The following is a 20,487-nucleotide window of genomic DNA, read 5'->3' on the forward strand; positions in this document are numbered from 1 at the left end:
AGCCCATGTGGCTAACTATATTGCGCGACCGTTGCAAACGTTTGTCGCAAACGTGGTGTCTGAGTGAAAGGCTGCATTCCAAGGAGTTTAGATGAGTGCCGATAACGCCTACGCGGTCGAGCTGAAGGGCCTTACCTTCAAGCGCGGGACGCGCAGCATCTTCAATAACGTCGATATTCGCATTCCCCGTGGCAAGGTCACGGGCATCATGGGACCTTCCGGTTGCGGCAAGACCACCCTGTTGCGCCTGATGGGCATGCAATTGCGGCCCAACGCCGGCGAAGTATGGGTCAACGGCCAGAACCTGCCGACGCTGTCGCGCAGCGATCTGTTCGATGCGCGCAAGCACATGGGGGTCCTGTTCCAAAGCGGTGCGCTGTTCACCGACCTCGATGTGTTCGAAAACGTAGCGTTTCCGCTGCGGGTGCATACCCAGCTGTCCGATGAAATGATTCGTGACATCGTGCTGCTGAAACTGCAGGCCGTGGGCCTTCGCGGTGCCATCGACCTGATGCCGGACGAACTGTCTGGCGGTATGAAACGTCGTGTCGCCCTGGCGCGTGCCATTGCCCTCGATCCGCAGATTCTCATGTATGACGAGCCCTTCGTGGGACAGGACCCGATCGCCATGGGCGTGCTGGTGCGCCTGATCCGCCTGCTCAACGATGCGCTGGGGATCACCAGTATCGTGGTCTCCCACGACCTGGCCGAAACTGCGAGCATTGCCGACTACCTCTATGTGGTCGGTGATGGCCAGGTGCTGGGGCAGGGAACACCGGAAGAACTGATGAACGCTGACAACCCGCGCATTCGCCAATTCATGACCGGCGATCCCGATGGCCCGGTGCCTTTTCATTTTCCGGCAGCGGACTACCGCTCAGATCTTCTGGGGAAGCGCTGATGCGCAAGACATCTCTTATCGAGAAGGTGCGCCTTTTCGGTCGTTCCGGCATCGACATCATCGAAGTGCTCGGCCGCTCGACGATTTTCCTGTTCCACGCCTTGCTCGGCCGTGGTGGCATTGGCGGCAGCTTCGGCCTGCTGATCAAGCAACTGCACTCCGTTGGTGTGATGTCCCTGGTGATCATCGTGGTCTCCGGGCTCTTCATCGGCATGGTGCTGGCGTTGCAAGGCTTCAATATCCTGTCCAGCTACGGCTCGGAGCAGGCGGTGGGGCAGATGGTCGCCCTGACGCTGTTGCGTGAACTCGGCCCGGTCGTCACGGCCCTGTTGTTCGCCGGGCGTGCCGGTTCCGCGCTGACCGCCGAAATCGGCAACATGAAGTCCACCGAGCAGTTGTCCAGCCTCGAGATGATCGGCGTGGACCCGCTCAAGTACATTGTTGCCCCGCGCCTGTGGGCCGGCTTCATTTCCCTGCCGCTGCTGGCGATGATCTTCAGCGTGGTGGGTATCTGGGGCGGTTCGTGGGTGGCGGTGGACTGGCTGGGGGTCTATGAAGGCTCCTACTGGTCCAACATGCAAAACAGCGTGAACTTCAGCGGCGATGTGTTCAATGGCATCATTAAGAGCATTGTCTTCGCCTTTGTCGTGACCTGGATCGCCGTATTCCAAGGCTATGACTGTGAGCCCACTTCAGAAGGGATCAGTCGCGCCACCACCAAGACCGTTGTGTACGCCTCGCTGGCGGTACTGGGCCTTGACTTTATTTTGACCGCCTTGATGTTTGGAGATTTCTGATGCAAAACCGCACTGTGGAAATCGGTGTCGGCCTTTTCTTGCTGGCTGGCATCCTGGCTTTACTGTTGCTGGCCCTGCGAGTCAGTGGCCTTTCGGCCAGCCCCACCGCCGATACTTATAAACTTTACGCGTACTTCGACAATATCGCCGGTTTGACTGTCAGAGCTAAAGTGACCATGGCCGGTGTGACCATCGGCAAGGTCTCGGCAATCGATCTGGATCGCGACAGCTTCACCGGGCGAGTGACGATGCAGTTGGACAAAAAGGTAGATAACCTACCAACCGACTCCACCGCGTCTATCCTCACCGCGGGCTTGCTGGGCGAGAAGTACATCGGGATCAGCGTGGGTGGCGAAACAGCTCTGCTCAAGGATGGTTCCACCATCCACGACACACAGTCGTCGCTGGTGCTTGAGGACCTGATCGGTAAATTTCTGCTCAATACGGTCAATAAAGACGCCAAATGAGGACTCTGTTCATGATCTCTACCTTGCGACGTGGTCTGCTGGTACTGCTTGCAGCACTGCCGTTGATGGCCAACGCGGCGGGTTCTGCGCACGAACTGGTGCAGGACACGACCAGCAAAATGTTGGCTGACCTGACCGCCAATAAAGAACAGTACAAGCAAGACCCGACTAAGTTTTACGACTCGCTTAATACCATTGTCGGCCCGGTCGTGGACGCCGAAGGCATTTCGCGCAGCATCATGACGGTCAAGTATTCGCGCAAGGCCACGCCCGCGCAGATGCAGACATTCCAGGAGAACTTCAAAAAGGGCCTGTTCCAGTTCTACGGTAACGCCCTGCTCGAATACAACAACCAGGGGATCACTGTCGACGCCGCCAAGGATGAGTCGGGCGATCGCACCAGCGTCGGCATGGTCGTCAAGGGCACCAATGGCGCGGTCTATCCTGTGCAGTACACGCTGGAGAAGATCAGCGGCGAGTGGAAACTGCGTAACGTGATCATCAACGGCATCAACATTGGCAAGCTGTTCCGTGATCAGTTCGCTGACGCCATGCAGCGCAATGGCAACGACCTGGACAAGACCATCAATGGTTGGGCCGGTGAAGTGGCCAAGGCCAAGGAAGAAACCGATAAAGCCGCTGGGAAGCCCGCGCAATGACCGAGGCGGCTGTTCGTATCGGCGACGCTGGCGAGTTGTTCCTCAGCGGTGTGCTGGATTACCGCTCCGGGCCGGACTTGCGCAAGCAGGGGCAGGCGCTGATCAAGGCGAGCACCGCGCCGTCGCTGGTGCTCGATTGCTCGGCGGTGAGCAAGTCCAGCAGCGTCGGTTTGTCGTTACTGCTGTGCTTCATACGTGATGCCGAGGCAGCCAAAAAACCGGTCAGCATAAGTGCGCTGCCCGATGACATGCGTGAAATTGCCGAGGTTTACGGTCTGACCGAGCTGTTGGCGCATCCTTAATACACATTTTCAAGGAAGCCCCCCGTCAGAGTCCTGCTATGCGGGGTTCGCAGGCGCGGGGCTTTTTTGTATGATGTGCGACCCGTGCGCACTGGGCGCCGATAGAGGTTGAGCATGCAGGCCCTAGAAGTTAAGAGCTTCCTTGAAGGAAAGCTGCCGGAAACGAACGTAGAAGTTGAAGGCGAAGGCTGCAACTTCCAGCTGAATTTGATTAGCGATGAACTGGCGGCACTGAGCCCGGTCAAGCGTCAACAGCAGGTCTATGCCCATTTGAACCCGTGGATCACCGATGGCAGCATCCATGCGGTCACTATGAAATTTTTCAGCCGCGCGGCCTGGGCCGAGCGCACCTGAGCCCCCAAGGCGTCGAGATTCTTATGGATAAATTGATTATTACCGGCGGTGCCCGCCTTGATGGCGAGATCCGCATTTCCGGTGCGAAAAACTCCGCCTTGCCGATCCTGGCAGCGACCCTGCTGTGCGATGGCCCTGTGACCGTGGCCAACCTGCCGCACCTGCACGACATCACCACCATGATCGAGTTGTTCGGTCGCATGGGCATTGAGCCGGTGATCGACGAAAAACTGTCGGTTGAAATCGACCCGCGCACCATCAAGACCCTGATCGCCCCGTATGAGCTGGTGAAAACCATGCGTGCGTCGATCCTGGTGCTTGGCCCGATGGTCGCCCGTTTCGGCGAAGCCGAAGTCGCCCTGCCTGGCGGTTGCGCGATCGGTTCGCGTCCGGTGGACCTGCACATCCGCGGTCTTGAAGCCATGGGCGCCACCATTGACGTCGAAGGCGGCTACATCAAGGCCAAGGCGCCGGAAGGCGGCCTGCGTGGCGCCAGCTTCTTCTTTGATACCGTGAGCGTGACCGGTACCGAGAACATCATGATGGCCGCGGCCCTGGCTAACGGTCGCAGTGTGTTGCAAAACGCCGCGCGCGAACCGGAAGTGGTCGACCTGGCCAACTTCCTGATCGCCATGGGCGCCAACATCCGCGGCGCCGGCACCGACACCATCACCATTGAGGGTGTAAAGCGCCTGCATTCGGCCACCTACAAGGTGATGCCGGACCGCATCGAGACCGGGACCTACCTGGTTGCCGCCGCCGTCACCGGTGGCCGCGTCAAGGTCAAGGACACTGATCCGACCATCCTTGAGTCCGTGCTGGAAAAACTCAAGGAAGCCGGCGCTGAAATCACCACCGGTGAAGATTGGATCGAGCTGAACATGCACGGCAAGCGGCCAAAAGCCGTCAACGTGCGGACCGCCCCGTACCCGGCGTTCCCGACCGACATGCAAGCGCAGTTCATCTCCCTGAACGCGATTGCCGAAGGCACCGGTGCCGTGATCGAGACCATCTTTGAAAACCGCTTCATGCACGTGTACGAACTGCACCGCATGGGCGCGAAGATCCAGGTCGAAGGCAACACGGCCATTGTGACCGGCATCGACAAGCTCAAGGGCGCGCCCGTCATGGCCACCGACCTGCGAGCCTCGGCCAGCCTGGTGATCTCCGCGCTGTGCGCAGAGGGTGACACGCTGATCGACCGCATCTACCACATTGACCGTGGCTACGAGTGCATCGAAGAAAAACTGCAGATGCTCGGCGCGAAGATCCGCCGCGTACCGGGCTAGTCCCTGCTGCACGGGCGCAGGGAAGCGCCCGCTCGGGGTATGCAATTGCGTATCCCGGCTGAATGTGTTTCAAATCGAGGCTGTAATGGCCTCGATCTGTGTCTGGCGCCGTTTGCGACCAGACCGCAATAGCCTGATGAAGGACTGACGTTTCCCATGTTGACCATCGCACTGTCCAAGGGCCGCATCCTTGACGACACTTTGCCGCTTCTGGCTGAAGCGGGCATCGTGCCGACCGAGAATCCGGACAAGAGCCGCAAGTTGATCATCCCTACGACCCAGGACGACGTTCGCCTGCTGATCGTGCGGGCTACCGATGTGCCGACCTACGTTGAACACGGTGCCGCCGACCTGGGTGTCGCCGGTAAAGACGTATTGATGGAATACGGTGGCCAGGGCCTGTACGAGCCACTGGACCTGCGTATTGCCCTGTGCAAGCTGATGACCGCTGGCCGGGTCGGTGACGTCGAGCCCAAGGGGCGCCTGCGGGTGGCCACCAAGTTCGTCAATGTCGCCAAGCGTTACTACGCCGAGCAAGGCCGTCAAGTCGATATCATCAAGCTGTACGGCTCGATGGAGCTGGCACCGCTGATCGGCCTGGCCGACAAGATCATCGACGTGGTCGACACCGGCAACACCCTGCGCGCCAACGGCCTGGAGCCCCAGGATTTCATTGCTGACATCAGCTCTCGCCTGATCGTCAACAAGGCATCGATGAAGATGCAACACGCGCGTATCCAGGCGTTGATCGATACCCTGCGCAACGCAGTGGAGTCGCGACACCGCGGTTGACCAACCCGCGTAGCCAAACGGCTGCGCCCGTCTATCCGCCTCATAGCCAGAATTCTCAGGTGCCCAAGCGGAAACGACTGCGGGGAAGGTGCGCTGACGTTCAATAACGAATCGCGCCTTACCCCAAAAGGCAAGTTATGTTAGTAGAAGATTCTTTTTCAATACCTAGCGACGCGTAGCCGCCTGCCTTTTGAGGCAAGGCCCTACGGGTTGGTACTGTGGCCGCGCCATGCTGCGTTGCGGGACTTGGTAAGGAAACAACCCTTACCGGCGTCCCGCGCCTTGCCTGGCACGACCGCAGCACCAACGCGATTCGTTATTGAATGTCAGCGCACCTTCGGGCGCCTGAGTTTTTGCCAATCCTATGAGGCCCTCGCTATGACCACGTCCACTGCAATTGCCCGACTCAACGCTGCCGACCCGGATTTCGCCCATCATCTGGATCATCTGCTGAGTTGGGAAAGTGTGTCCGACGACTCGGTCAACCAGCGGGTGCTCGACATCATCAAGGCCGTGCGCGAGCGCGGTGACGCCGCGTTGGTGGACTTCACCCGCCAGTTCGACGGTTTGGACGTCAAGTCCATGTCGGACCTGATCCTGCCCCGTGAACGCCTGGAGCTGGCCCTGACGCGGATTACCGTGCCGCAGCGCGAAGCCCTGGAACTCGCGGCGGCGCGGGTGCGCAGTTACCACGAGAAGCAGAAACAGGATTCCTGGAGCTACACCGAGGCCGACGGCACCGTGCTGGGCCAGAAGGTCACGCCGCTGGATCGCGCCGGGCTGTACGTGCCGGGCGGTAAGGCCTCGTACCCGTCGTCGGTTTTGATGAATGCGATTCCGGCCAAGGTCGCCGGGGTGACCGAAGTGGTCATGGTGGTGCCGACGCCGCGCGGTGAAATCAACGAACTGGTCCTCGCGGCAGCCTGCATCGCCGGTGTCGACCGGGTGTTCACCATCGGCGGCGCCCAGGCTGTCGCGGCGTTGGCCTACGGCACCGAAAGCGTGCCGAAGGTCGACAAAGTGGTCGGGCCCGGCAACATCTATGTCGCCACCGCCAAGCGCCACGTGTTTGGTCAGGTCGGTATCGACATGATCGCCGGCCCTTCGGAAATCCTCGTGGTGTGTGACGGCCTGACCGACCCGGACTGGATCGCCATGGACCTGTTCTCCCAAGCCGAACATGACGAAGACGCCCAGGCGATTCTGGTCAGCCCAGACGCCGAGTTCCTCGACAAAGTCGCCGCCAGCATCAACAAGCTGCTGCCGAGCATGGACCGCGCCGAGATCATCGAGAAGTCGATCAATGGCCGTGGTGCGCTGATCCTGGTGCGCGACATGGAGCAGGCCATCGAAGTGGCCAACCGCATCGCACCGGAGCACCTGGAATTGTCCGTGGCCGACCCGCAAGCCTGGCTGCCGTCGATTCGTCACGCCGGCGCGATCTTCATGGGCCGCCACACCAGCGAAGCCCTGGGCGACTACTGCGCAGGCCCCAACCACGTATTGCCAACCTCTGGCACCGCGCGTTTCTCGTCGCCACTGGGGGTGTATGACTTCCAGAAGCGTTCGTCGATCATCTTCTGCTCGCCACAAGGCGCTTCCGAGCTGGGCAAGACCGCCTCGGTACTGGCCCGTGGCGAATCCTTGAGCGCCCACGCACGTAGCGCCGAATACCGCATCCTTGAAGACAATAAGGGGAACTGAGACATGAGCAAATTCTGGAGCCCCTTCGTCAAGGACCTCGTGCCTTACGTGCCCGGTGAGCAGCCCAAGCTGAGCAAACTGGTCAAGCTCAACACCAATGAAAACCCCTACGGTCCGTCGCCCAAGGCGCTGGCGGCCATGCAGGTCGAGTTGAGCGACAACCTACGCCTGTACCCGGACCCCAACAGCGACCTGCTCAAGCAGGCCGTGGCCCGCTTTTACGGGATCGACGCCGGTAAAGTGTTCCTCGGCAACGGTTCCGATGAAGTCCTGGCACACATCTTCCACGCGCTGTTCCAGCACGACCTGCCGCTGTTGTTCCCGGATATCAGCTACAGCTTCTATCCGGTGTACTGCGGCCTCTACGGCATCAAGTCCGACCCGGTGCCGCTGGATGAGCAGTTCCAGATCCGCGCGGCGGACTACGCCAGGCCGAACGGCGGGATCATTTTCCCCAACCCGAATGCGCCGACCGGCTGCGTGCTGGCGCTGGATGCGGTGGAGCAGATCCTCAAGGCCAGCCCGGATTCGGTGGTGGTGGTGGATGAAGCCTACGTCGACTTCGGCGGTGAAACTGCCATCGGTCTGGTGGATCGCTACCCGAACCTGCTGGTCACCCAGACCTTGTCCAAATCGCGCTCACTGGCCGGTTTGCGCGTGGGCCTGGCCGTGGGCCACCCGGACCTGATCGAGGCGCTGGAGCGGGTCAAGAACAGCTTCAACTCCTATCCGCTCGATCGCCTGGCGATTGTCGGCGCGGCGGCGGCGTTCGATGACCGTGCGTACTTCGAGAAGACGTGCCGCTGGGTGATCGACAGCCGCGAAAAGGTTGTCGCGCAGTTGGAGGAGAAAGGTTTTGACGTGCTGCCGTCGGCGGCCAACTTCATCTTTGCTCGTCACCCACGGCACGACGCCGCCGGCCTGGCGGCCAAGTTGCGTGAGCAAGGGGTGATTGTGCGGCACTTCAAGCAGGCGCGGATTGACCAGTTCCTGCGGATCAGCATCGGTACGCCGGAGCAGAACCAGGCGCTGATCGATGGCCTAGGCGAGCTCTAAGTCACACTGAAGATCTAAACATGTGGTAGGGGGCTCAAGCCCCCTCCCACATTCAGTTTTGCAGTGCTGGTTAGATCAGCGGGTCATCCGGCTTCTTGTGCTTCCAGCCATCATTGCCCGGCAGCAGCAGGTTCAAACCAATCGCCACCACCGCACACAGGGCGATGCCCTTCAGGCCGAAATCGTCCGGGCCGTTGCCGGTGCCGACCAGCACACCGCCAATCCCGAACACCAGGGTCACCGACACAATCACCAGATTGCGCGCTTCGCCCAGGTCGATCTTGTGGCGAATCAACGTGTTCATGCCCACGGCAGCAATCGAGCCGAACAGCAGGCACAGAATCCCGCCCATCACCGGCACCGGAATGCTCTGCAGCAGTGCGCCGAACTTGCCGATAAACGCCAGGCTGATGGCAAACACCGCCGCCCAGGTCATGATTTTCGGGTTGTAGTTCTTGGTCAGCATCACTGCGCCGGTCACTTCGGCGTAGGTGGTGTTCGGCGGGCCGCCAAACAGGCCGGCGGCCGTGGTGGCAATCCCGTCACCCAGCAGGGTGCGGTGCAGGCCGGGCTTCTTCAGATAGTCGCGACCGGTCACGCTGCCCACCGCGATCACACCGCCGATATGCTCGATCGCCGGGGCCAGGGCCACCGGGACGATAAACAGAATCGCCTGCCAGTTGAACTCCGGCGCGGTGAAGTGGGGCAGGGCGAACCACGGTGCGGCGGCAATTTTGGCCGTATCGACCACGCCAAAGTAGAACGCCATGGCAAAGCCCACCAGCACCCCGGAGATGATCGGCACCAGGCGGAAAATGCCCTTGCCGAACACGGCCACGATCACTGTGGTCAGCAACGCCGGCATCGAGATCAGCATCGCCGTCTGGTAATGGATCAACTCGGCGCCGTCGCCGGATTTACCCATCGCCATATTGGCGGCAATCGGTGCCATGGCCAGGCCAATGGAAATGATCACCGGCCCGATCACCACCGGCGGCAGCAGCCGGTCAATGAAACCGGTGCCCTTGATCTTCACCGCGAGGCCCATGAAGGTATAAACGAAACCGGCCGCCATCACCCCACCCATGGTCGCCGCCAGGCCGAACTGGCCCTTGGCGAGAATGATCGGGGTGATAAAGGCAAAGCTCGACGCCAGAAACACCGGCACCTGCCGTCCGGTCACCACCTGGAACAGCAATGTGCCCAGGCCTGCGGTGAACAGTGCGACGTTTGGATCAAGACCGGTGATCAGCGGCATCAACACCAACGCGCCAAATGCTACGAAGAGCATTTGTGCGCCAGACAGGATCTGGCGCCAAAGCGGGTCGTTGAATTCATCCTGCATGCTCACGCGTCCTTCTGCTTGGTACCGAAGATCTTGTCACCGGCGTCGCCCAGGCCTGGGATGATGTAGCCGTGTTCGTTCAAGCGCTCATCGATGGACGCGGTGTAGATCTGCACGTCCGGATGAGCCTTCTCGACGGCGGCGATACCTTCGGGCGCGGCGACCAGCACCATGGCGCGGATGTCCTTGCAACCGGCCTTCTTCAGCAGGTCGATGGTGGCAACCATGGAGCTGCCGGTGGCGAGCATCGGGTCGATGATCATCGCCAGGCGCTCGTTGATTTCCGGTACGAGTTTTTCCAGGTAGGTGTGGGCCTGCAGTGTTTCTTCATTGCGGGCCACGCCCACGGCGCTGACTTTTGCGCCCGGGATCAGGCTGAGTACGCCTTCGAGCATACCGATGCCGGCGCGCAGGATCGGCACCACGGTGATTTTCTTGCCGGCGATTTTCTCGACCTGGACGGGACCGGCCCAACCGCAGATCTCATAGCTTTCCAGGGGCAGGTCTTTGGTGGCTTCGTAGGTGAGCAACGCTCCGACTTCCTGAGCAAGCTCACGGAAGTTCTTCGTGCTAATGTCGGCGCGGCGCATAAGGCCGAGCTTGTGTCGGATCAGCGGATGGCGGATCTCGCGAGTGGGCATGGGAAAGGCTCCGGCGGCGGGCAAAAAAACCGGCCTAGATTAATCTATCCGAGGGTGTTGTCCTATAGACATCTAGCACGTTAGTCCATTAAGGCTTGAACGTTGCGCTTCACATGCGTACCTTTGCCCGCTTTTCTTGCCACAGCACCCCCTGGAGAGCGCCATGTCCGCTGATCTCGAGCATATCCGTCAAATCATGCGCGAGGCTGACTGCCTGTACACCGAAGCGCAAGTCGAAGAGGCGATCGCCAAGGTCGGCGCACAGATCACCCGCGAAATGGCCGACACCAACCCGGTGGTCTTCTGCGTGATGAATGGTGGTCTGATTTTCGCTGGAAAATTGCTGACCCATCTGCACTTCCCGCTGGAAGCGTCCTACTTGCACGCCACACGTTATCGCAACGAAACCAGCGGCGGCGACCTGTTCTGGAAAGCCAAACCGGAAGTCTCGTTCATGGACCGCGACGTGCTGATCATCGATGACATCCTCGATGAAGGGCATACCCTGGGCGCGATCATCGACTTCTGCAAACACTCCGGCGCCCGCAAAGTCCACACCGCCGTGCTGATCGACAAAGACCACGACCGCAAGGCACGCCCTGAAATGAAAGCCGATTTCGTCGGCCTGCCGTGCATCGACCGCTACATTTTCGGTTACGGCATGGACTACAAAGGTTACTGGCGTAATGCCAATGGGATTTACGCCGTTAAAGGGATGTAATCAAGGCATCGGCGCAGGGTTGGCATGCTATCGTGCCTAGCCTCTGCGTCTGGAGTTGTTCATGAGCCTGTTGATTCGCACCTGCGCCGCCCTGGCGCTGAGCCTCAGTCTGCCGCTGGCCGCCGCCCCGGCGCCGATGCATAGCCAATTCCTGCCGCCGGACGACCTGGCCCTGCGCGCCGCAGCGCCCGATCAGCAGCAATTGTTGCAAGTCACCGAGTACGCGGTGGTGGTGGGTAACCAGCGTCAATCCACGCAACAGCCGATCCCCGTGACGTCGCCGTTGATGATTCGCCTCAAGGGCAAGTCCTTGAACAAAGGCGCGACCATCGCTCAGGTGATCCTCAATTTCGACGCCGAAAGCAAAAGCCTGAAAAAACCGGTGTTCGACGACAAGACCAGAACCCTGACCCTGTCCTACCCCGCGGCCCAATACCGCGTGATCGTCGACCTGCTGCGCAATGACACGGTGTATGTGCAGTTCCTCAGTTATGCCAACGGGCATATCTGGGCGGATTTGCACACCGGCACCGTTCGCTCCAAGTAGCGAGAACGCTGAAGAACCAAATGTGGGAGGGGGCTTGCCCCCGATTGCGGTAGATCAGTCGATTAGATGTCGACTGACACCCCGCAATCGGGAGCAAGCCCCCTCCCGCAGTGGTTCTCAGTGCTTTCGAAGCCGGCGCCTCGCAGGTAGACTTCAACCCCCCGTGTAAATGTCTGCAGGCTGGAGTCGGTAATGCGTAAAGATAAGAAACAGGTGATTGGTGACGAGATCGGCGACGATCAAATCAAGTTGTTCCTGGACTTCGAGCCGGTCGACGCGACTTCACCGTCCCTGCACAAGCTGATCAAGGCCTACCGTGGCCTGCGTATCGACGACTTCGAGCGCTTCCTGGGCTTCTTCAAGCAAGCCGGCCTGGACCTCGACGGCGAGGACGAGCATGGCCAGACCTTCGTCGACCTGATCAAGGACCAGCGCAACGCCGCCGAGTACATTGAGCTGATCGATAACGCCCGCGGCTGATCGCAGGCGAAAAAAAGCCCCGCTTCTCAGATCGAGAAGCGGGGCTTTTTTATCTCGAGGCCTTAAGCGTAGCTTTCAGCTTCGTTGTTGTGCTCAACCAGTTCCAGGCTGATGTTGTTCTGCGCGTTGATCTTGCGGTACAGCTCGGCGTCGGTCTCCAGGACCTTTTCACGGGCCGGGAAGATCTCGTGCAGCTTGGCCGCCCACTCGCCCGCAGTCTTGGCCGGGAAGCAACGCTCGATCAGTTCGAGCATGATCGACACCGTCACCGACGCGCCCGGGGACGCGCCCAGCAGCGCCGCCAGCGAGCCGTCTTTGGCCGCGACCAACTCGGTGCCGAATTGCAGCACGCCGCCTTTTTTCGGGTCTTTCTTGATGATCTGCACCCGTTGGCCGGCCACTTCCAGGCGCCAGTCTTCGGCTTTTGCTTCCGGGTAGAAGCGGCGCAGGGATTCCAGGCGCTGCTCCATGGACTGCATCACTTCGCTGACCAGGTACTTGGTCAGGTCCATGTTGTCCCGGGCCACGGCCAGCATCGGGCCGATGTTGCCGGCGCGTACCGACATCGGCAGGTCAAGGAACGAGCCGTGCTTGAGGAACTTGGTGGTGAAACCGGCGTAAGGCCCGAACAGCAGGGACTTCTTGCCGTCGACCACGCGGGTGTCCAGGTGCGGCACGGACATCGGTGGCGAACCCACGGCGGCCTGGCTGTAGACCTTGGCCTGGTGGTGCTTGACCACTTCCGGGTTATCGCAGCGCAGCCACTGGCCACTGACCGGGAAGCCGCCGAAGCCTTTGCTTTCTTCGATACCCGAGGCTTGTAGCAGCGGCAGGGCCGCACCGCCGGCGCCGAGGAACACGAACTTGGCGTCCACGTCGCGGCTGTTGCCGCTGTTGACGTCCTTGATGCTCACGGTCCAGCCCGCGCCATTGCGCTTGAGGCCGGTCACGCGTTTGCTGTACTTGACCTGCGCATCGGGCGAGCTGGTCAGGTGGCTCAGCAACTGGTTGGTCAGGGCGCCGAAGTTGACGTCGGTGCCGTTCTGCACGCGGGTCGCGGCGATTTTTTCGTCGAGCGGGCGGCCCGGCATCATCAGTGGCATCCACGCAGCCATATCGTTGCGGTCTTCGGTATAGCGCATATCCGAAAATGCGTGGTGCTTGCTGAGGGTTTCAAAGCGTTTTCTGAGGAATGCCACGCCTTTGTCGCCCTGCACGAAGCTCAGGTGCGGCACTGGGGTGATAAAGGACTTGGACGAGCCAAAGGTGCCTTTTTTGGTCAGGTACGCCCAGAACTGCTTCGACACCTCGAACTGGGTGTTGATGTGGACGGCTTTCTTGATGTCGATGGAACCATCGGCGGCCTGGGGTGTGTAATTCAGCTCACACAGCCCGGCGTGGCCGGTACCGGCGTTGTTCCACGGGTTGGAACTCTCCGCGGCACCCGAGTCCATCAGCTCAACGACTTCCAGCTTGAGGCCGGGGTCGAGCTCTTTGAGCAGTACGGCCAGGGTGGCACTCATGATGCCGGCCCCTACCAGTACTACGTCGACTGCTTCGTTATGCGCCATTTAACGCGTCTCCAAAATCTGCAGCACCAAATTGACGGCATGGCTGCCAGGAGTGACGGGGCGGTTCACGTGTTGCCCCAGGTTACCCATGGCCAGGATCGCCATGTCCGTTTCGCAATTCTTTGCAACTTCAGCGCACGCTTCCTGCCGGGCTAATCTGCCTATGAACGCATTCATGGGCGACTGTGGCAATTCGACTTATGGTCAACGGCGTGCGATTAGTGCAATCAATCCGTAGCGGACAGGCTCAAGCTCCGGTTTTTAAGGAGTACTCGGTCCTGTGTGATTGGGCTGTTCCAGACGCTGATGGTGCTTGTACAAACGCCAAACTATTCATTTGCTCGCCACACTCTTGTGAAGTTGTGAAAACCCGTTTTTTTCACGCTCTTTTGAAGACGTGAACCTCAAAAAAGGGCTGCCCAGCCTGGCACCTGGCCCGGAAAACCTTGCCGGCATGCGGCAAAACGGGCAAACAACTCAAGTGGCCGAGCGCAATGGCAGCTCTGGCAGATTCGGTAAAGGCGGGTGGATTGCAAAGAAAACAGCAAGCGCGCCAGCTTCACACGATCTGTGTGGGCGGCTCTCTGTGGGCGATCTGGGGGGCTAATGCCGAGGCATTAACGATGTTGCGAGGCCCGATCAGGAGACGTCCTTATAATCGGGGGGAGATTGTAGCGAAGAACGCTAAGGAAATGGGCGTGTTTTATGACTTTTATTAGGCGTTTGGTCAGGCGGTCAACGGCTGGTGATGCGCCGGCTGTGCCGAGCGCGCGCTGATGCGGGCGCTGGCGGGCAGTGGGTGGTGCATCCAGCTCAAGCGAATTTCTTCGATTTCCACCCAGTCATCGCCGACCGGAGGCTGGCTGCACTCTTTGAAGGCCTGGCAACGACCTTGCGCATCGAGCAGGGCAAATTGGCGAAGGGCGGGCTTGCGTGTAAACAGCGACCAGAGAAAAGACATGGGATCGGCCTCCTGAGATTGAGACCAAGCATGCCTGCGGGGGATGACGAGTCCGTGTATCGACTGTGACATAGAGGTGACATCGAACCCCTACAGTGCCCACAAGTCATAGGTTGTAACTGACGCTAGTTCCCGGCGAGGGCCGCCCGCTATACTGCTGGCCTGTCGGTACTCGATTTCTGGAGAGAAGAGCATGTTGCAACGCCTGTTGTTCGGTTTGATCACTGTGACCAGTTTGGCCCTGGTTGGCTGCGCCAATAGCCCGCAACAACTCAGCCCGCAACCGAAGCTCACCACGCAGTTGGCTCCGGTGGGTCACGGTCAGCCGGTATCGGTGCGTGTGGTGGATGGTCGTCCTTCGCCGACCCTGGGCTCCCGTGGTGGCCTGTATCCGGAGACCGCGCTGGTGTCGGTAAGCGCCGCCGACGTGCTCCCCAAACTGCAAGCCCAGGCTGAAGCAGCGGTGCGTCTGCTCGGCTTTACCCCGGCGAACTCGCCGGGCGCTCCGCAGTTGACCATCACCCTGGCCGAGCTGAAATACCAGTCGCCCAAAGAAGGCCTGTACGTGACTGAGGCCTCTATCGGTGCGACGTTCAAGTCCGACGTCAGCGCCGGCACCCGTCGCTACAGCGGCCGTTACGGTGCGTCCCTCAACCAGCGCTTCGGCATGTCACCGAACCAGGAAACCAACACCAAGCTCGTCAGCGATGTCTTGAGCGACGCCCTGACCCGGTTGTTCAAGGACCCGAGCATCGGCCAACTGCTCAGCTCGCAATAACGGTTGATAAAAAACCGGGCTCAGCGCTGAGCCCGGTTTTTTTTGCCTGGCGTTTCATGCCGCGGTGTCGATACCGAAGTCGAGCATGCTCACTCCGGTCAGCAGATCTGTCTCCGGCAGGTCCGCATGCTGGTGCCCGCCAAGGGCGCAATACACCAGCCAGTGGCGGTCCTGGACGTTGAACGCGAGGCCGCCGATCAGCGCCTCTTGCTCATCGCTTGGGGCAATCAAATACAGCCGATCCTGGTTTTGCGCGTGCAACATGACAAGCTCCCGAGTGTTCGAAGGGCCATAGAGTGAACGGTTAAGGTGACGTTCAGGTGACGCCGGAAATTACTGGATACATTAGCCGTCAATGGGGGAGGGAGCTTTAGGCGCAGGAGGCGACTATCGTTCAGGTTTGTATCTGAACTGATACCAAGGCACTGTTTCAACGAGGTTTGTGATGGCGCTGCCCGGACTGCTGATCAATGTTGTTGCTCTATTAGTGGCTTGCCCTGGGGCTGCGCTGCTATTCATTACCCGTTTGAAGGAACAGCGCGCCATGGCCAGGCTCGCCGCGCAAAGCGAAGAGCGCGCCATCGACCAGCCCATGCTGTTTCTGGATGTGCGCACCGAACGGGCGCATCGCCTGGCTTATCGTGTTGGTTTCGCCTGCCTGGGGCTCGCGCTGCTGAGCTCATGGATCAGTACGCGTTTTTAGTTGCGCCCTGAAACGACTGTGGGAGCGGGCTTGCTCGCGATAGCGGAGTAACAGTCGGTACATCTGTGACTGAACCACCGCATCGCAGGCAAGCCCGCTCCCACAGGTTTGGATAGGTGTATTACAGCGGGATGCCCGCCTTGACCCGATATTGATTGCGTACTGGTGTTGCATATTGCACCACCAGAAACGGCCGGTGTTCGATCGGGCACTCGTTCAAGCGCCGCTCCCACTCCGCCTTGGCCTTGGCCAGCTCGTCGGCCGGGAAGATATCCGCTGCCTTGGGCACCTGCAATTGCGGGTCGGCGTCAGTCCACTGGGCATATGCCAGGTAGTGAACCGGGAATAAGCGATAACCCCCGAGAATCTGCCGGTCCATTTCCACGGCGAGCAGTTTGGTGTCCTCGAAACGCTCGGTGATCGGCGGCGCAAAGTTCACATGCACCCGGCCCTTGTAGCCGGTAATGCCCAGGGCAATGCTCACATCGTCTTCGCCCTGGGCCTTGGTGTAGGTGCCGGTGGTGGCGCGGATGTACAACTCGCGGGCCTTGGCGGCATCGCATGGGTCGTACTCGTAGCTGATGGACACTGGCGTCAGGTTCAGCGACTGGATCACCTCGGCAAACGGCTCGTCCTTGCGGCTGACGTGAAACATCTTGAGGATCGCCGATTCGGTACGGTCATCCCCATCCTTGGCGCGCCCTTCGGCCTGGGCGATCCAGATCGACTGGCAGTCGTGGCGGATCGAATGGTTGATGTAAGCCGACAGCAGTTGGTACGCCGCCATTTTCTCCTTTCGCCCGGTAATCGAGCGGTGCACGATGAAACTCTTGTTCAGGCGCATCAGGTCGCTGACAAACGGTTTTTGCAGCAGGTTGTCGCCAATCGCGATACGCGGCGTCGGCAGGCCGGCGTGATACACGGCATAGTTGACGAAGGCCGGGTCCATCACGATATCGCGATGGTTAGCCAAAAAGACGTAGGCGGTGCCCGATTTGAGCTGTTCTACGCCGGTATAGGTCACGCCGTCGGTCGCTCGATCAATGGTGTGGTCGACGTAATACTCGACTTTGTCCTGCAGCGTAGCCACGGTGGTGACACCGGCGAATTCACGGCGCAGCTTGCGGGCGATCATTGGCTTGAGCAGCCAGCCCAAGGCGCCGGCAAAGCGCGGGAAGCGGAAGTGGGTCAGGATGTCCAGAAAGGCCTTGTCACTGAACAGCCGCTCCAGCACTGCCGAGACTTCGCTGTCGTTGTAAGGTCGGATGGTATCGAATTCGCCCATCATGCTCTCTTGTTAGAAACGGCTAGGGTAAGTAGAGGAAATACCAGGGTGCGGCCTGAGTAATGGGCTCGGCCGAAATATAACCCTGTAAATAGACCGGCGATTATACGCACAAGTCACTTGGGAGACTGCGATGCTGGAAACTGCGCTGTACGATTGTCCTTATTGTGGCGAGGTGGTGGAGACCACGGTGGATTTATCCGGCGGTGACCAGACCTATATAGAAGACTGCCAGGTGTGTTGCCGACCGATCATTTTCAGCCTGCAGGTCCATGGTGAAGAGTGGATGCTCGAAACTCGCAGCGAAAACGAATAGCAGGTGCGCCCATGCAGCGAATCTATGAACCGGAAAACCTGATGGAAGGCGAGTTACTGCAGCAGATGCTCGCCAGCGAAGGGATCGAGGCGCATTTGGTGGGGGCCCATTTGCTCGGTGGTACGGGCGAGTTGCCGATTTTCGGGCTGCTGGGGCTGGAGGTGGACAATGACCAGGCCGCCTCCGCCCGCGAGCTGATCACCATCTATAACGGCGCGCAACCGTTGCCCGGTGATGAACCCGACAACTTCCCTGATGTATTGGTCTGTTAGGCTGTCGGTCGGTTTACCCAAGAGTCGTGTTGCCCCATGTGTGGACGTTATGCCCTGTTTCGCTGGAATCCCACGTTTGCTGCCTTGCCGGGCTTTCCGGCGGATCAGCAGGCCCAGTGGAATATTTCTCCGAATGATTCGGTGCTGATCCAGCGCGCCGCCGACGGCCAGCGCACCCTGGCGCGTGCCCGTTGGGGCCTGACACCGCCATGGCTGACGGACCTTTCCCGCACCCCGGCGCATGCCCGCGCCGAAACCCTGGCTGAGCAACCGATGTTTCGCGAAGCGTTTCGTCAACGCCGTTGCCTGCTGCCGGCCAACGGTTTCTACGAATGGCGTGGCACTCAGCGCAAGCGGCCGTACTGGCTGACGCCAGGGGAAGGTTCGACGCTGTTTTTCGCGGCTATCTGGGAAGCGTATCCAGTGCAGGAGCAGGTGTGGTTGAGCACGGCGGTGGTGACGCAGGCGGCGCAGAGTCAGCGGCGGCCGTTGATTCTGGACGCGGCGGGGCAGGAGGCGTGGCTGAATCCCGAAACGCCCTTGCACGTATTACAGGGGTTGCTGGCCAGTGAGCCCGTCCCTTTGCGCGAGCGGGTTTTGGCCAACATGGTCAACGATCCCAAACTCAATGGGCCGGAGTGCCTGACCCCGGCTTGAATTTTGATCGGATTGATCCAGCCTGTTGCTGTGGCGGGAATGTGGGATGTATCCGAAATTTAGCGTCTACACGTCTGATGTATCTGGCGCCGATACAAATCACCGCCTAGGATACGCGCCATGTTTTCAGGGCGTCTTTCAGGGAGAGTGTGTTGATGAAAAAATCATTGGCCGTAAGTGTATTGGCGGCGGCGGTGCTGCTGGCCGGGTGTCAGTCGGTCAACACCACCAGCGGCGGTGCCGTTGGGGTGGAGCGCAAGCAGTACATGTTCAGCATGCTGTCGAGCCAGGAAGTCGACCAGATGTATGCGCAGTCCTACCAGCAGACCCTGGGTGAGGCCGGCGGCAAAGGCCTGGTCGACAAGACCAGCGCCAACGCCAAGCGCGTGCAGGCCATCGCCAACCGCCTGATCGCCCAGGCGCCCACCTTCCGTCCGGATGCGGCGCAATGGAAGTGGGAAGTGAACCTGATCAAGAGCGATGAGATGAACGCCAACTGCGGGCCGGGCGGCAAGATCTTCGTGTACAGCGCGTTGATCGACAACCTCAAGCTCACCGATGACGAACTGGCGGCGGTGATGGGCCATGAAATCGCCCACGCCTTGCGTGAACATGGCCGTGAAGCCATGTCCAAAGCCTACGGCATCGAGATGGCCAAGCAAGGCGCCGGCGCGTTGTTCGGCCTGGGCCAGGACAGCCTGGCGCTGGCCGATACCGTGGCCAACTACGGCATGACCTTGCCCAACAGCCGCAGCAATGAAAACGAAGCGGACCTGATCGGCCTGGAGCTGGCGGCCCGTGCCGGTTACAACCCGAACGCCGCCATCACGTTGTGGAACAAAATGGCCAAGGCTTCGGAAGGCTCGCCACCGGAGTTCATGAGCACTCACCCGGCCTCCGACAGTCGGATCGCCTCGTTGCAGGCGGCGATTCCGAAGGTGATGCCGCTCTACCAACAGGCCAAGAAGTCCTGATATTCCAACGCTTATGAAGACCCAAATGTGGGAGGGGGCTTGCCCCCTCCCACATTTGGGTTTGCAGGCTTAGATCCTTAGATCCAGCCGCTGCTCTGCATAGCCTTGTACACCGCCACGATCGCCAGGACGAAAAACGCCGTAGCCGCCAGTCGACGAATCAAGGTCAGTGGCAATTTCTCCGCGGCAAAATTCCCCGCCAGAACCACCGGTACGTTGGCAATCAACATGCCCAGGGTGGTGCCGATAATCACCAGCCACAGCTCAGGGTATTGCGCCGCCAGCATCACCGTGGCGATCTGCGTCTTGTCGCCGATTTCGGCGAGGAAGAACGCAATCAGGGTGGTCAGGAACGGCCCGAACTTGCGCGAGGTACTGGCTTCGTCATCGTCGAGTTTGTCCGGCACCAGGGTCCACAGCGCCGTGGCGCAGAAGCTCGCCGCGAGAATCCAGTGCAGCACCGCTGTCGAGAAGAAACTACCGAACCAGGCACCCACGGCACCGGCGGCGGCATGGTTAGCCAGGGTCGCGGCGATGATGCCGGCGATGATCGGCCAGGGTTTGCGAAAGCGTGCGGCAAGGATGAGCGCGAGCAGTTGGGTCTTGTCGCCGATTTCGGCCAAGGCAACGATTGCGGTAGGGACGAGCAGTGAATCGAGCATCAGGTTGGTTTCCAGGGGCGGGTCGACACGGCTATGACACGTACAGCCTTCCCGCCCCGGGTAAGGTGTGCGTGTCATAGGTCTTGTCAAACCCCGGTCCGTCTGAGCGGACTCCTGGGTCGCATACGCCATGGTCTGTTGACCAAGTATGTTGACGTATGCCGGACGAGCGTGGCGCTCGTGGGAGACTACTCCCCTAGGACGGAGCGGATTCTGCCTAGGCGAAATCCATTCGGCAAGTGTTCTTTTGCAA

General features: G+C 60.1%; 26 protein-coding genes and 1 riboswitch. Of the genes, 19 read left to right on the forward strand and 7 right to left on the reverse strand.

Features of this window, described 5'->3' with window-relative positions; all coding sequences use genetic code 11:
- Positions 1-91 precede the first annotated feature (91 nt).
- The 10 genes from U5A08_RS04630 to hisC all read left to right on the forward strand — a co-directional run bounded on the left by U5A08_RS04630 (position 92) and on the right by hisC (position 8,321).
- Positions 92-901 (forward strand): ATP-binding cassette domain-containing protein, encoded by an 810-nt coding sequence (locus U5A08_RS04630; RefSeq protein ID WP_247395984.1) that lies wholly within the window; start codon positions 92-94, stop codon positions 899-901.
- Positions 901-1,698: a lipid asymmetry maintenance ABC transporter permease subunit MlaE gene (gene mlaE / locus U5A08_RS04635; RefSeq protein WP_253393424.1), complete on the forward strand. Its 798-nt coding sequence runs from the start codon at positions 901-903 to the stop codon at positions 1,696-1,698. The genes U5A08_RS04630 and mlaE overlap by 1 nt, the downstream gene beginning before the upstream one ends.
- On the forward strand, positions 1,698-2,165 hold the full coding sequence (mlaD, locus tag U5A08_RS04640; protein WP_247395982.1) for an outer membrane lipid asymmetry maintenance protein MlaD: 468 nt from the start codon (positions 1,698-1,700) through the stop codon (positions 2,163-2,165). Before mlaE ends, mlaD begins: the two co-directional genes overlap by 1 nt.
- Before the next feature lie 11 nt (positions 2,166-2,176).
- Complete coding sequence (locus U5A08_RS04645; protein ID WP_253393425.1) at positions 2,177-2,824, forward strand: MlaC/ttg2D family ABC transporter substrate-binding protein; 648 nt, start codon at positions 2,177-2,179, stop codon at positions 2,822-2,824.
- Complete coding sequence (locus U5A08_RS04650) at positions 2,821-3,126, forward strand: STAS domain-containing protein (protein WP_247395980.1); 306 nt, start codon at positions 2,821-2,823, stop codon at positions 3,124-3,126. The genes U5A08_RS04645 and U5A08_RS04650 overlap by 4 nt, the downstream gene beginning before the upstream one ends.
- Positions 3,127-3,240: 114 nt before the next feature.
- A complete protein-coding gene (locus U5A08_RS04655) occupies positions 3,241-3,480 on the forward strand; it encodes a BolA family protein (protein WP_247395979.1) in 240 nt (79 codons plus the stop codon).
- A 23-nt stretch (positions 3,481-3,503) separates the two neighbouring features.
- Positions 3,504-4,769, forward strand: coding sequence for a UDP-N-acetylglucosamine 1-carboxyvinyltransferase (gene murA / locus U5A08_RS04660; RefSeq protein ID WP_247395978.1), 1,266 nt, complete (start codon positions 3,504-3,506; stop codon positions 4,767-4,769).
- A 156-nt stretch (positions 4,770-4,925) separates the two neighbouring features.
- The gene (gene hisG, locus U5A08_RS04665) at positions 4,926-5,561 is read left to right on the forward strand and encodes an ATP phosphoribosyltransferase (RefSeq protein WP_010567704.1); all 636 of its coding nucleotides are present in this window, start codon (positions 4,926-4,928) and stop codon (positions 5,559-5,561) included.
- Between the two features lie 378 nt (positions 5,562-5,939).
- Positions 5,940-7,265, forward strand: coding sequence for a histidinol dehydrogenase (hisD, locus tag U5A08_RS04670; protein WP_321850532.1), 1,326 nt, complete (start codon positions 5,940-5,942; stop codon positions 7,263-7,265).
- 3 nt (positions 7,266-7,268) lie between these two features.
- Complete coding sequence (gene hisC / locus U5A08_RS04675; protein WP_321850533.1) at positions 7,269-8,321, forward strand: histidinol-phosphate transaminase; 1,053 nt, start codon at positions 7,269-7,271, stop codon at positions 8,319-8,321.
- 70 nt (positions 8,322-8,391) lie between these two features.
- On the opposite strand, the gene U5A08_RS04680 is transcribed toward hisC, so the two are convergent.
- Both U5A08_RS04680 and upp read right to left on the reverse strand, forming a co-directional pair.
- Positions 8,392-9,666 carry a uracil-xanthine permease family protein gene (locus U5A08_RS04680; protein ID WP_247395975.1) on the reverse strand — a complete coding sequence of 425 codons (1,275 nt, stop codon included), beginning with the start codon at positions 9,664-9,666 and terminating at the stop codon, positions 8,392-8,394.
- A gap of 2 nt (positions 9,667-9,668) precedes the next feature.
- Entirely contained in the window at positions 9,669-10,307 is a 639-nt protein-coding gene (upp, locus tag U5A08_RS04685) for a uracil phosphoribosyltransferase (protein ID WP_253393428.1), read from the reverse strand.
- A gap of 163 nt (positions 10,308-10,470) precedes the next feature.
- Here upp and U5A08_RS04690 point away from each other — a divergent pair, with 163 nt between their 5' ends.
- The 3 genes from U5A08_RS04690 (at position 10,471) to U5A08_RS04700 (ending at position 12,055) form a co-directional block, all read left to right on the forward strand.
- Positions 10,471-11,028, forward strand: coding sequence for a hypoxanthine-guanine phosphoribosyltransferase (locus U5A08_RS04690; RefSeq protein ID WP_247395973.1), 558 nt, complete (start codon positions 10,471-10,473; stop codon positions 11,026-11,028).
- Positions 11,029-11,089: 61 nt separating this feature from the next.
- Positions 11,090-11,575: a hypothetical protein gene (locus tag U5A08_RS04695; RefSeq protein WP_321850536.1), complete on the forward strand. Its 486-nt coding sequence runs from the start codon at positions 11,090-11,092 to the stop codon at positions 11,573-11,575.
- Positions 11,576-11,767: 192 nt separating this feature from the next.
- Entirely contained in the window at positions 11,768-12,055 is a 288-nt protein-coding gene (locus tag U5A08_RS04700) for a PA4642 family protein (RefSeq protein ID WP_321850538.1), read from the forward strand.
- Between the two features lie 62 nt (positions 12,056-12,117).
- Here U5A08_RS04700 and mqo read toward each other — a convergent pair whose 3' ends face one another.
- Both mqo and U5A08_RS04710 read right to left on the reverse strand, forming a co-directional pair.
- Positions 12,118-13,626, reverse strand: coding sequence for a malate dehydrogenase (quinone) (mqo, locus tag U5A08_RS04705; protein WP_253393430.1), 1,509 nt, complete (start codon positions 13,624-13,626; stop codon positions 12,118-12,120).
- A gap of 727 nt (positions 13,627-14,353) precedes the next feature.
- Positions 14,354-14,587: a hypothetical protein gene (locus tag U5A08_RS04710; protein WP_253393431.1), complete on the reverse strand. Its 234-nt coding sequence runs from the start codon at positions 14,585-14,587 to the stop codon at positions 14,354-14,356.
- Between the two features lie 193 nt (positions 14,588-14,780).
- Here U5A08_RS04710 and U5A08_RS04715 point away from each other — a divergent pair, with 193 nt between their 5' ends.
- The gene (locus tag U5A08_RS04715; protein WP_247395969.1) at positions 14,781-15,365 is read left to right on the forward strand and encodes a YajG family lipoprotein; all 585 of its coding nucleotides are present in this window, start codon (positions 14,781-14,783) and stop codon (positions 15,363-15,365) included.
- A gap of 54 nt (positions 15,366-15,419) precedes the next feature.
- Here U5A08_RS04715 and U5A08_RS04720 read toward each other — a convergent pair whose 3' ends face one another.
- Positions 15,420-15,629, reverse strand: coding sequence for a hypothetical protein (locus U5A08_RS04720; protein ID WP_253393432.1), 210 nt, complete (start codon positions 15,627-15,629; stop codon positions 15,420-15,422).
- A 181-nt stretch (positions 15,630-15,810) separates the two neighbouring features.
- Between U5A08_RS04720 and U5A08_RS04725 the strand changes: the two genes are divergently transcribed.
- Positions 15,811-16,068 (forward strand): hypothetical protein, encoded by a 258-nt coding sequence (locus U5A08_RS04725; RefSeq protein WP_253393433.1) that lies wholly within the window; start codon positions 15,811-15,813, stop codon positions 16,066-16,068.
- A 121-nt stretch (positions 16,069-16,189) separates the two neighbouring features.
- Here U5A08_RS04725 and U5A08_RS04730 read toward each other — a convergent pair whose 3' ends face one another.
- Complete coding sequence (locus U5A08_RS04730; protein ID WP_321850542.1) at positions 16,190-17,353, reverse strand: 1-acyl-sn-glycerol-3-phosphate acyltransferase; 1,164 nt, start codon at positions 17,351-17,353, stop codon at positions 16,190-16,192.
- 133 nt (positions 17,354-17,486) lie between these two features.
- On the opposite strand from U5A08_RS04730, the gene U5A08_RS04735 reads away from it, so the two are divergent.
- The 4 genes from U5A08_RS04735 (at position 17,487) to U5A08_RS04750 (ending at position 19,572) form a co-directional block, all read left to right on the forward strand.
- On the forward strand, positions 17,487-17,669 hold the full coding sequence (locus tag U5A08_RS04735; RefSeq protein WP_247395965.1) for a CPXCG motif-containing cysteine-rich protein: 183 nt from the start codon (positions 17,487-17,489) through the stop codon (positions 17,667-17,669).
- A gap of 11 nt (positions 17,670-17,680) precedes the next feature.
- The gene (locus tag U5A08_RS04740; protein WP_253393435.1) at positions 17,681-17,941 is read left to right on the forward strand and encodes a putative signal transducing protein; all 261 of its coding nucleotides are present in this window, start codon (positions 17,681-17,683) and stop codon (positions 17,939-17,941) included.
- 36 nt (positions 17,942-17,977) lie between these two features.
- Complete coding sequence (locus tag U5A08_RS04745) at positions 17,978-18,598, forward strand: SOS response-associated peptidase (protein WP_247395962.1); 621 nt, start codon at positions 17,978-17,980, stop codon at positions 18,596-18,598.
- Positions 18,599-18,753: 155 nt separating this feature from the next.
- A complete protein-coding gene (locus tag U5A08_RS04750) occupies positions 18,754-19,572 on the forward strand; it encodes a M48 family metallopeptidase (RefSeq protein WP_247395959.1) in 819 nt (272 codons plus the stop codon).
- A gap of 77 nt (positions 19,573-19,649) precedes the next feature.
- On the opposite strand, the gene U5A08_RS04755 is transcribed toward U5A08_RS04750, so the two are convergent.
- The gene (locus U5A08_RS04755) at positions 19,650-20,234 is read right to left on the reverse strand and encodes a TMEM165/GDT1 family protein (RefSeq protein ID WP_247396011.1); all 585 of its coding nucleotides are present in this window, start codon (positions 20,232-20,234) and stop codon (positions 19,650-19,652) included.
- Positions 20,235-20,322: 88 nt separating this feature from the next.
- Positions 20,323-20,444: riboswitch (yybP-ykoY riboswitch) on the reverse strand.
- Between the last annotated feature and the right edge of the window lie 43 nt (positions 20,445-20,487).

It is taken from the genome of Pseudomonas paraveronii, assembly GCF_963681955.1.
In the GTDB taxonomy this organism is placed as follows: Bacteria; Pseudomonadota; Gammaproteobacteria; order Pseudomonadales; family Pseudomonadaceae; genus Aquipseudomonas; species Aquipseudomonas paraveronii.

Coding starts and splice junctions, on each gene's coding strand:
- U5A08_RS04645 (WP_253393425.1), top strand. CDS start 2,177: ATGATCTCTACCTTGCGACGTGGTCTGCTGGTACTGCTTGCAGCACTG.
- U5A08_RS04715 (WP_247395969.1), top strand. CDS start 14,781: ATGTTGCAACGCCTGTTGTTCGGTTTGATCACTGTGACCAGTTTGGCC.
- U5A08_RS04690 (WP_247395973.1), top strand. CDS start 10,471: ATGTCCGCTGATCTCGAGCATATCCGTCAAATCATGCGCGAGGCTGAC.
- U5A08_RS04680 (WP_247395975.1), bottom strand. CDS start 9,666: ATGCAGGATGAATTCAACGACCCGCTTTGGCGCCAGATCCTGTCTGGC.
- hisD (WP_321850532.1), top strand. CDS start 5,940: ATGACCACGTCCACTGCAATTGCCCGACTCAACGCTGCCGACCCGGAT.
- upp (WP_253393428.1), bottom strand. CDS start 10,307: ATGCCCACTCGCGAGATCCGCCATCCGCTGATCCGACACAAGCTCGGC.
- U5A08_RS04735 (WP_247395965.1), top strand. CDS start 17,487: ATGCTGGAAACTGCGCTGTACGATTGTCCTTATTGTGGCGAGGTGGTG.
- U5A08_RS04745 (WP_247395962.1), top strand. CDS start 17,978: ATGTGTGGACGTTATGCCCTGTTTCGCTGGAATCCCACGTTTGCTGCC.
- murA (WP_247395978.1), top strand. CDS start 3,504: ATGGATAAATTGATTATTACCGGCGGTGCCCGCCTTGATGGCGAGATC.
- hisG (WP_010567704.1), top strand. CDS start 4,926: ATGTTGACCATCGCACTGTCCAAGGGCCGCATCCTTGACGACACTTTG.
- mlaE (WP_253393424.1), top strand. CDS start 901: ATGCGCAAGACATCTCTTATCGAGAAGGTGCGCCTTTTCGGTCGTTCC.
- U5A08_RS04655 (WP_247395979.1), top strand. CDS start 3,241: ATGCAGGCCCTAGAAGTTAAGAGCTTCCTTGAAGGAAAGCTGCCGGAA.
- U5A08_RS04720 (WP_253393432.1), bottom strand. CDS start 15,629: ATGTTGCACGCGCAAAACCAGGATCGGCTGTATTTGATTGCCCCAAGC.
- hisC (WP_321850533.1), top strand. CDS start 7,269: ATGAGCAAATTCTGGAGCCCCTTCGTCAAGGACCTCGTGCCTTACGTG.
- mqo (WP_253393430.1), bottom strand. CDS start 13,626: ATGGCGCATAACGAAGCAGTCGACGTAGTACTGGTAGGGGCCGGCATC.
- U5A08_RS04750 (WP_247395959.1), top strand. CDS start 18,754: ATGAAAAAATCATTGGCCGTAAGTGTATTGGCGGCGGCGGTGCTGCTG.
- U5A08_RS04695 (WP_321850536.1), top strand. CDS start 11,090: ATGAGCCTGTTGATTCGCACCTGCGCCGCCCTGGCGCTGAGCCTCAGT.
- mlaD (WP_247395982.1), top strand. CDS start 1,698: ATGCAAAACCGCACTGTGGAAATCGGTGTCGGCCTTTTCTTGCTGGCT.
- U5A08_RS04710 (WP_253393431.1), bottom strand. CDS start 14,587: ATGTCTTTTCTCTGGTCGCTGTTTACACGCAAGCCCGCCCTTCGCCAA.
- U5A08_RS04650 (WP_247395980.1), top strand. CDS start 2,821: ATGACCGAGGCGGCTGTTCGTATCGGCGACGCTGGCGAGTTGTTCCTC.
- U5A08_RS04740 (WP_253393435.1), top strand. CDS start 17,681: ATGCAGCGAATCTATGAACCGGAAAACCTGATGGAAGGCGAGTTACTG.
- U5A08_RS04630 (WP_247395984.1), top strand. CDS start 92: ATGAGTGCCGATAACGCCTACGCGGTCGAGCTGAAGGGCCTTACCTTC.
- U5A08_RS04755 (WP_247396011.1), bottom strand. CDS start 20,234: ATGCTCGATTCACTGCTCGTCCCTACCGCAATCGTTGCCTTGGCCGAA.
- U5A08_RS04730 (WP_321850542.1), bottom strand. CDS start 17,353: ATGGGCGAATTCGATACCATCCGACCTTACAACGACAGCGAAGTCTCG.
- U5A08_RS04725 (WP_253393433.1), top strand. CDS start 15,811: ATGGCGCTGCCCGGACTGCTGATCAATGTTGTTGCTCTATTAGTGGCT.
- U5A08_RS04700 (WP_321850538.1), top strand. CDS start 11,768: ATGCGTAAAGATAAGAAACAGGTGATTGGTGACGAGATCGGCGACGAT.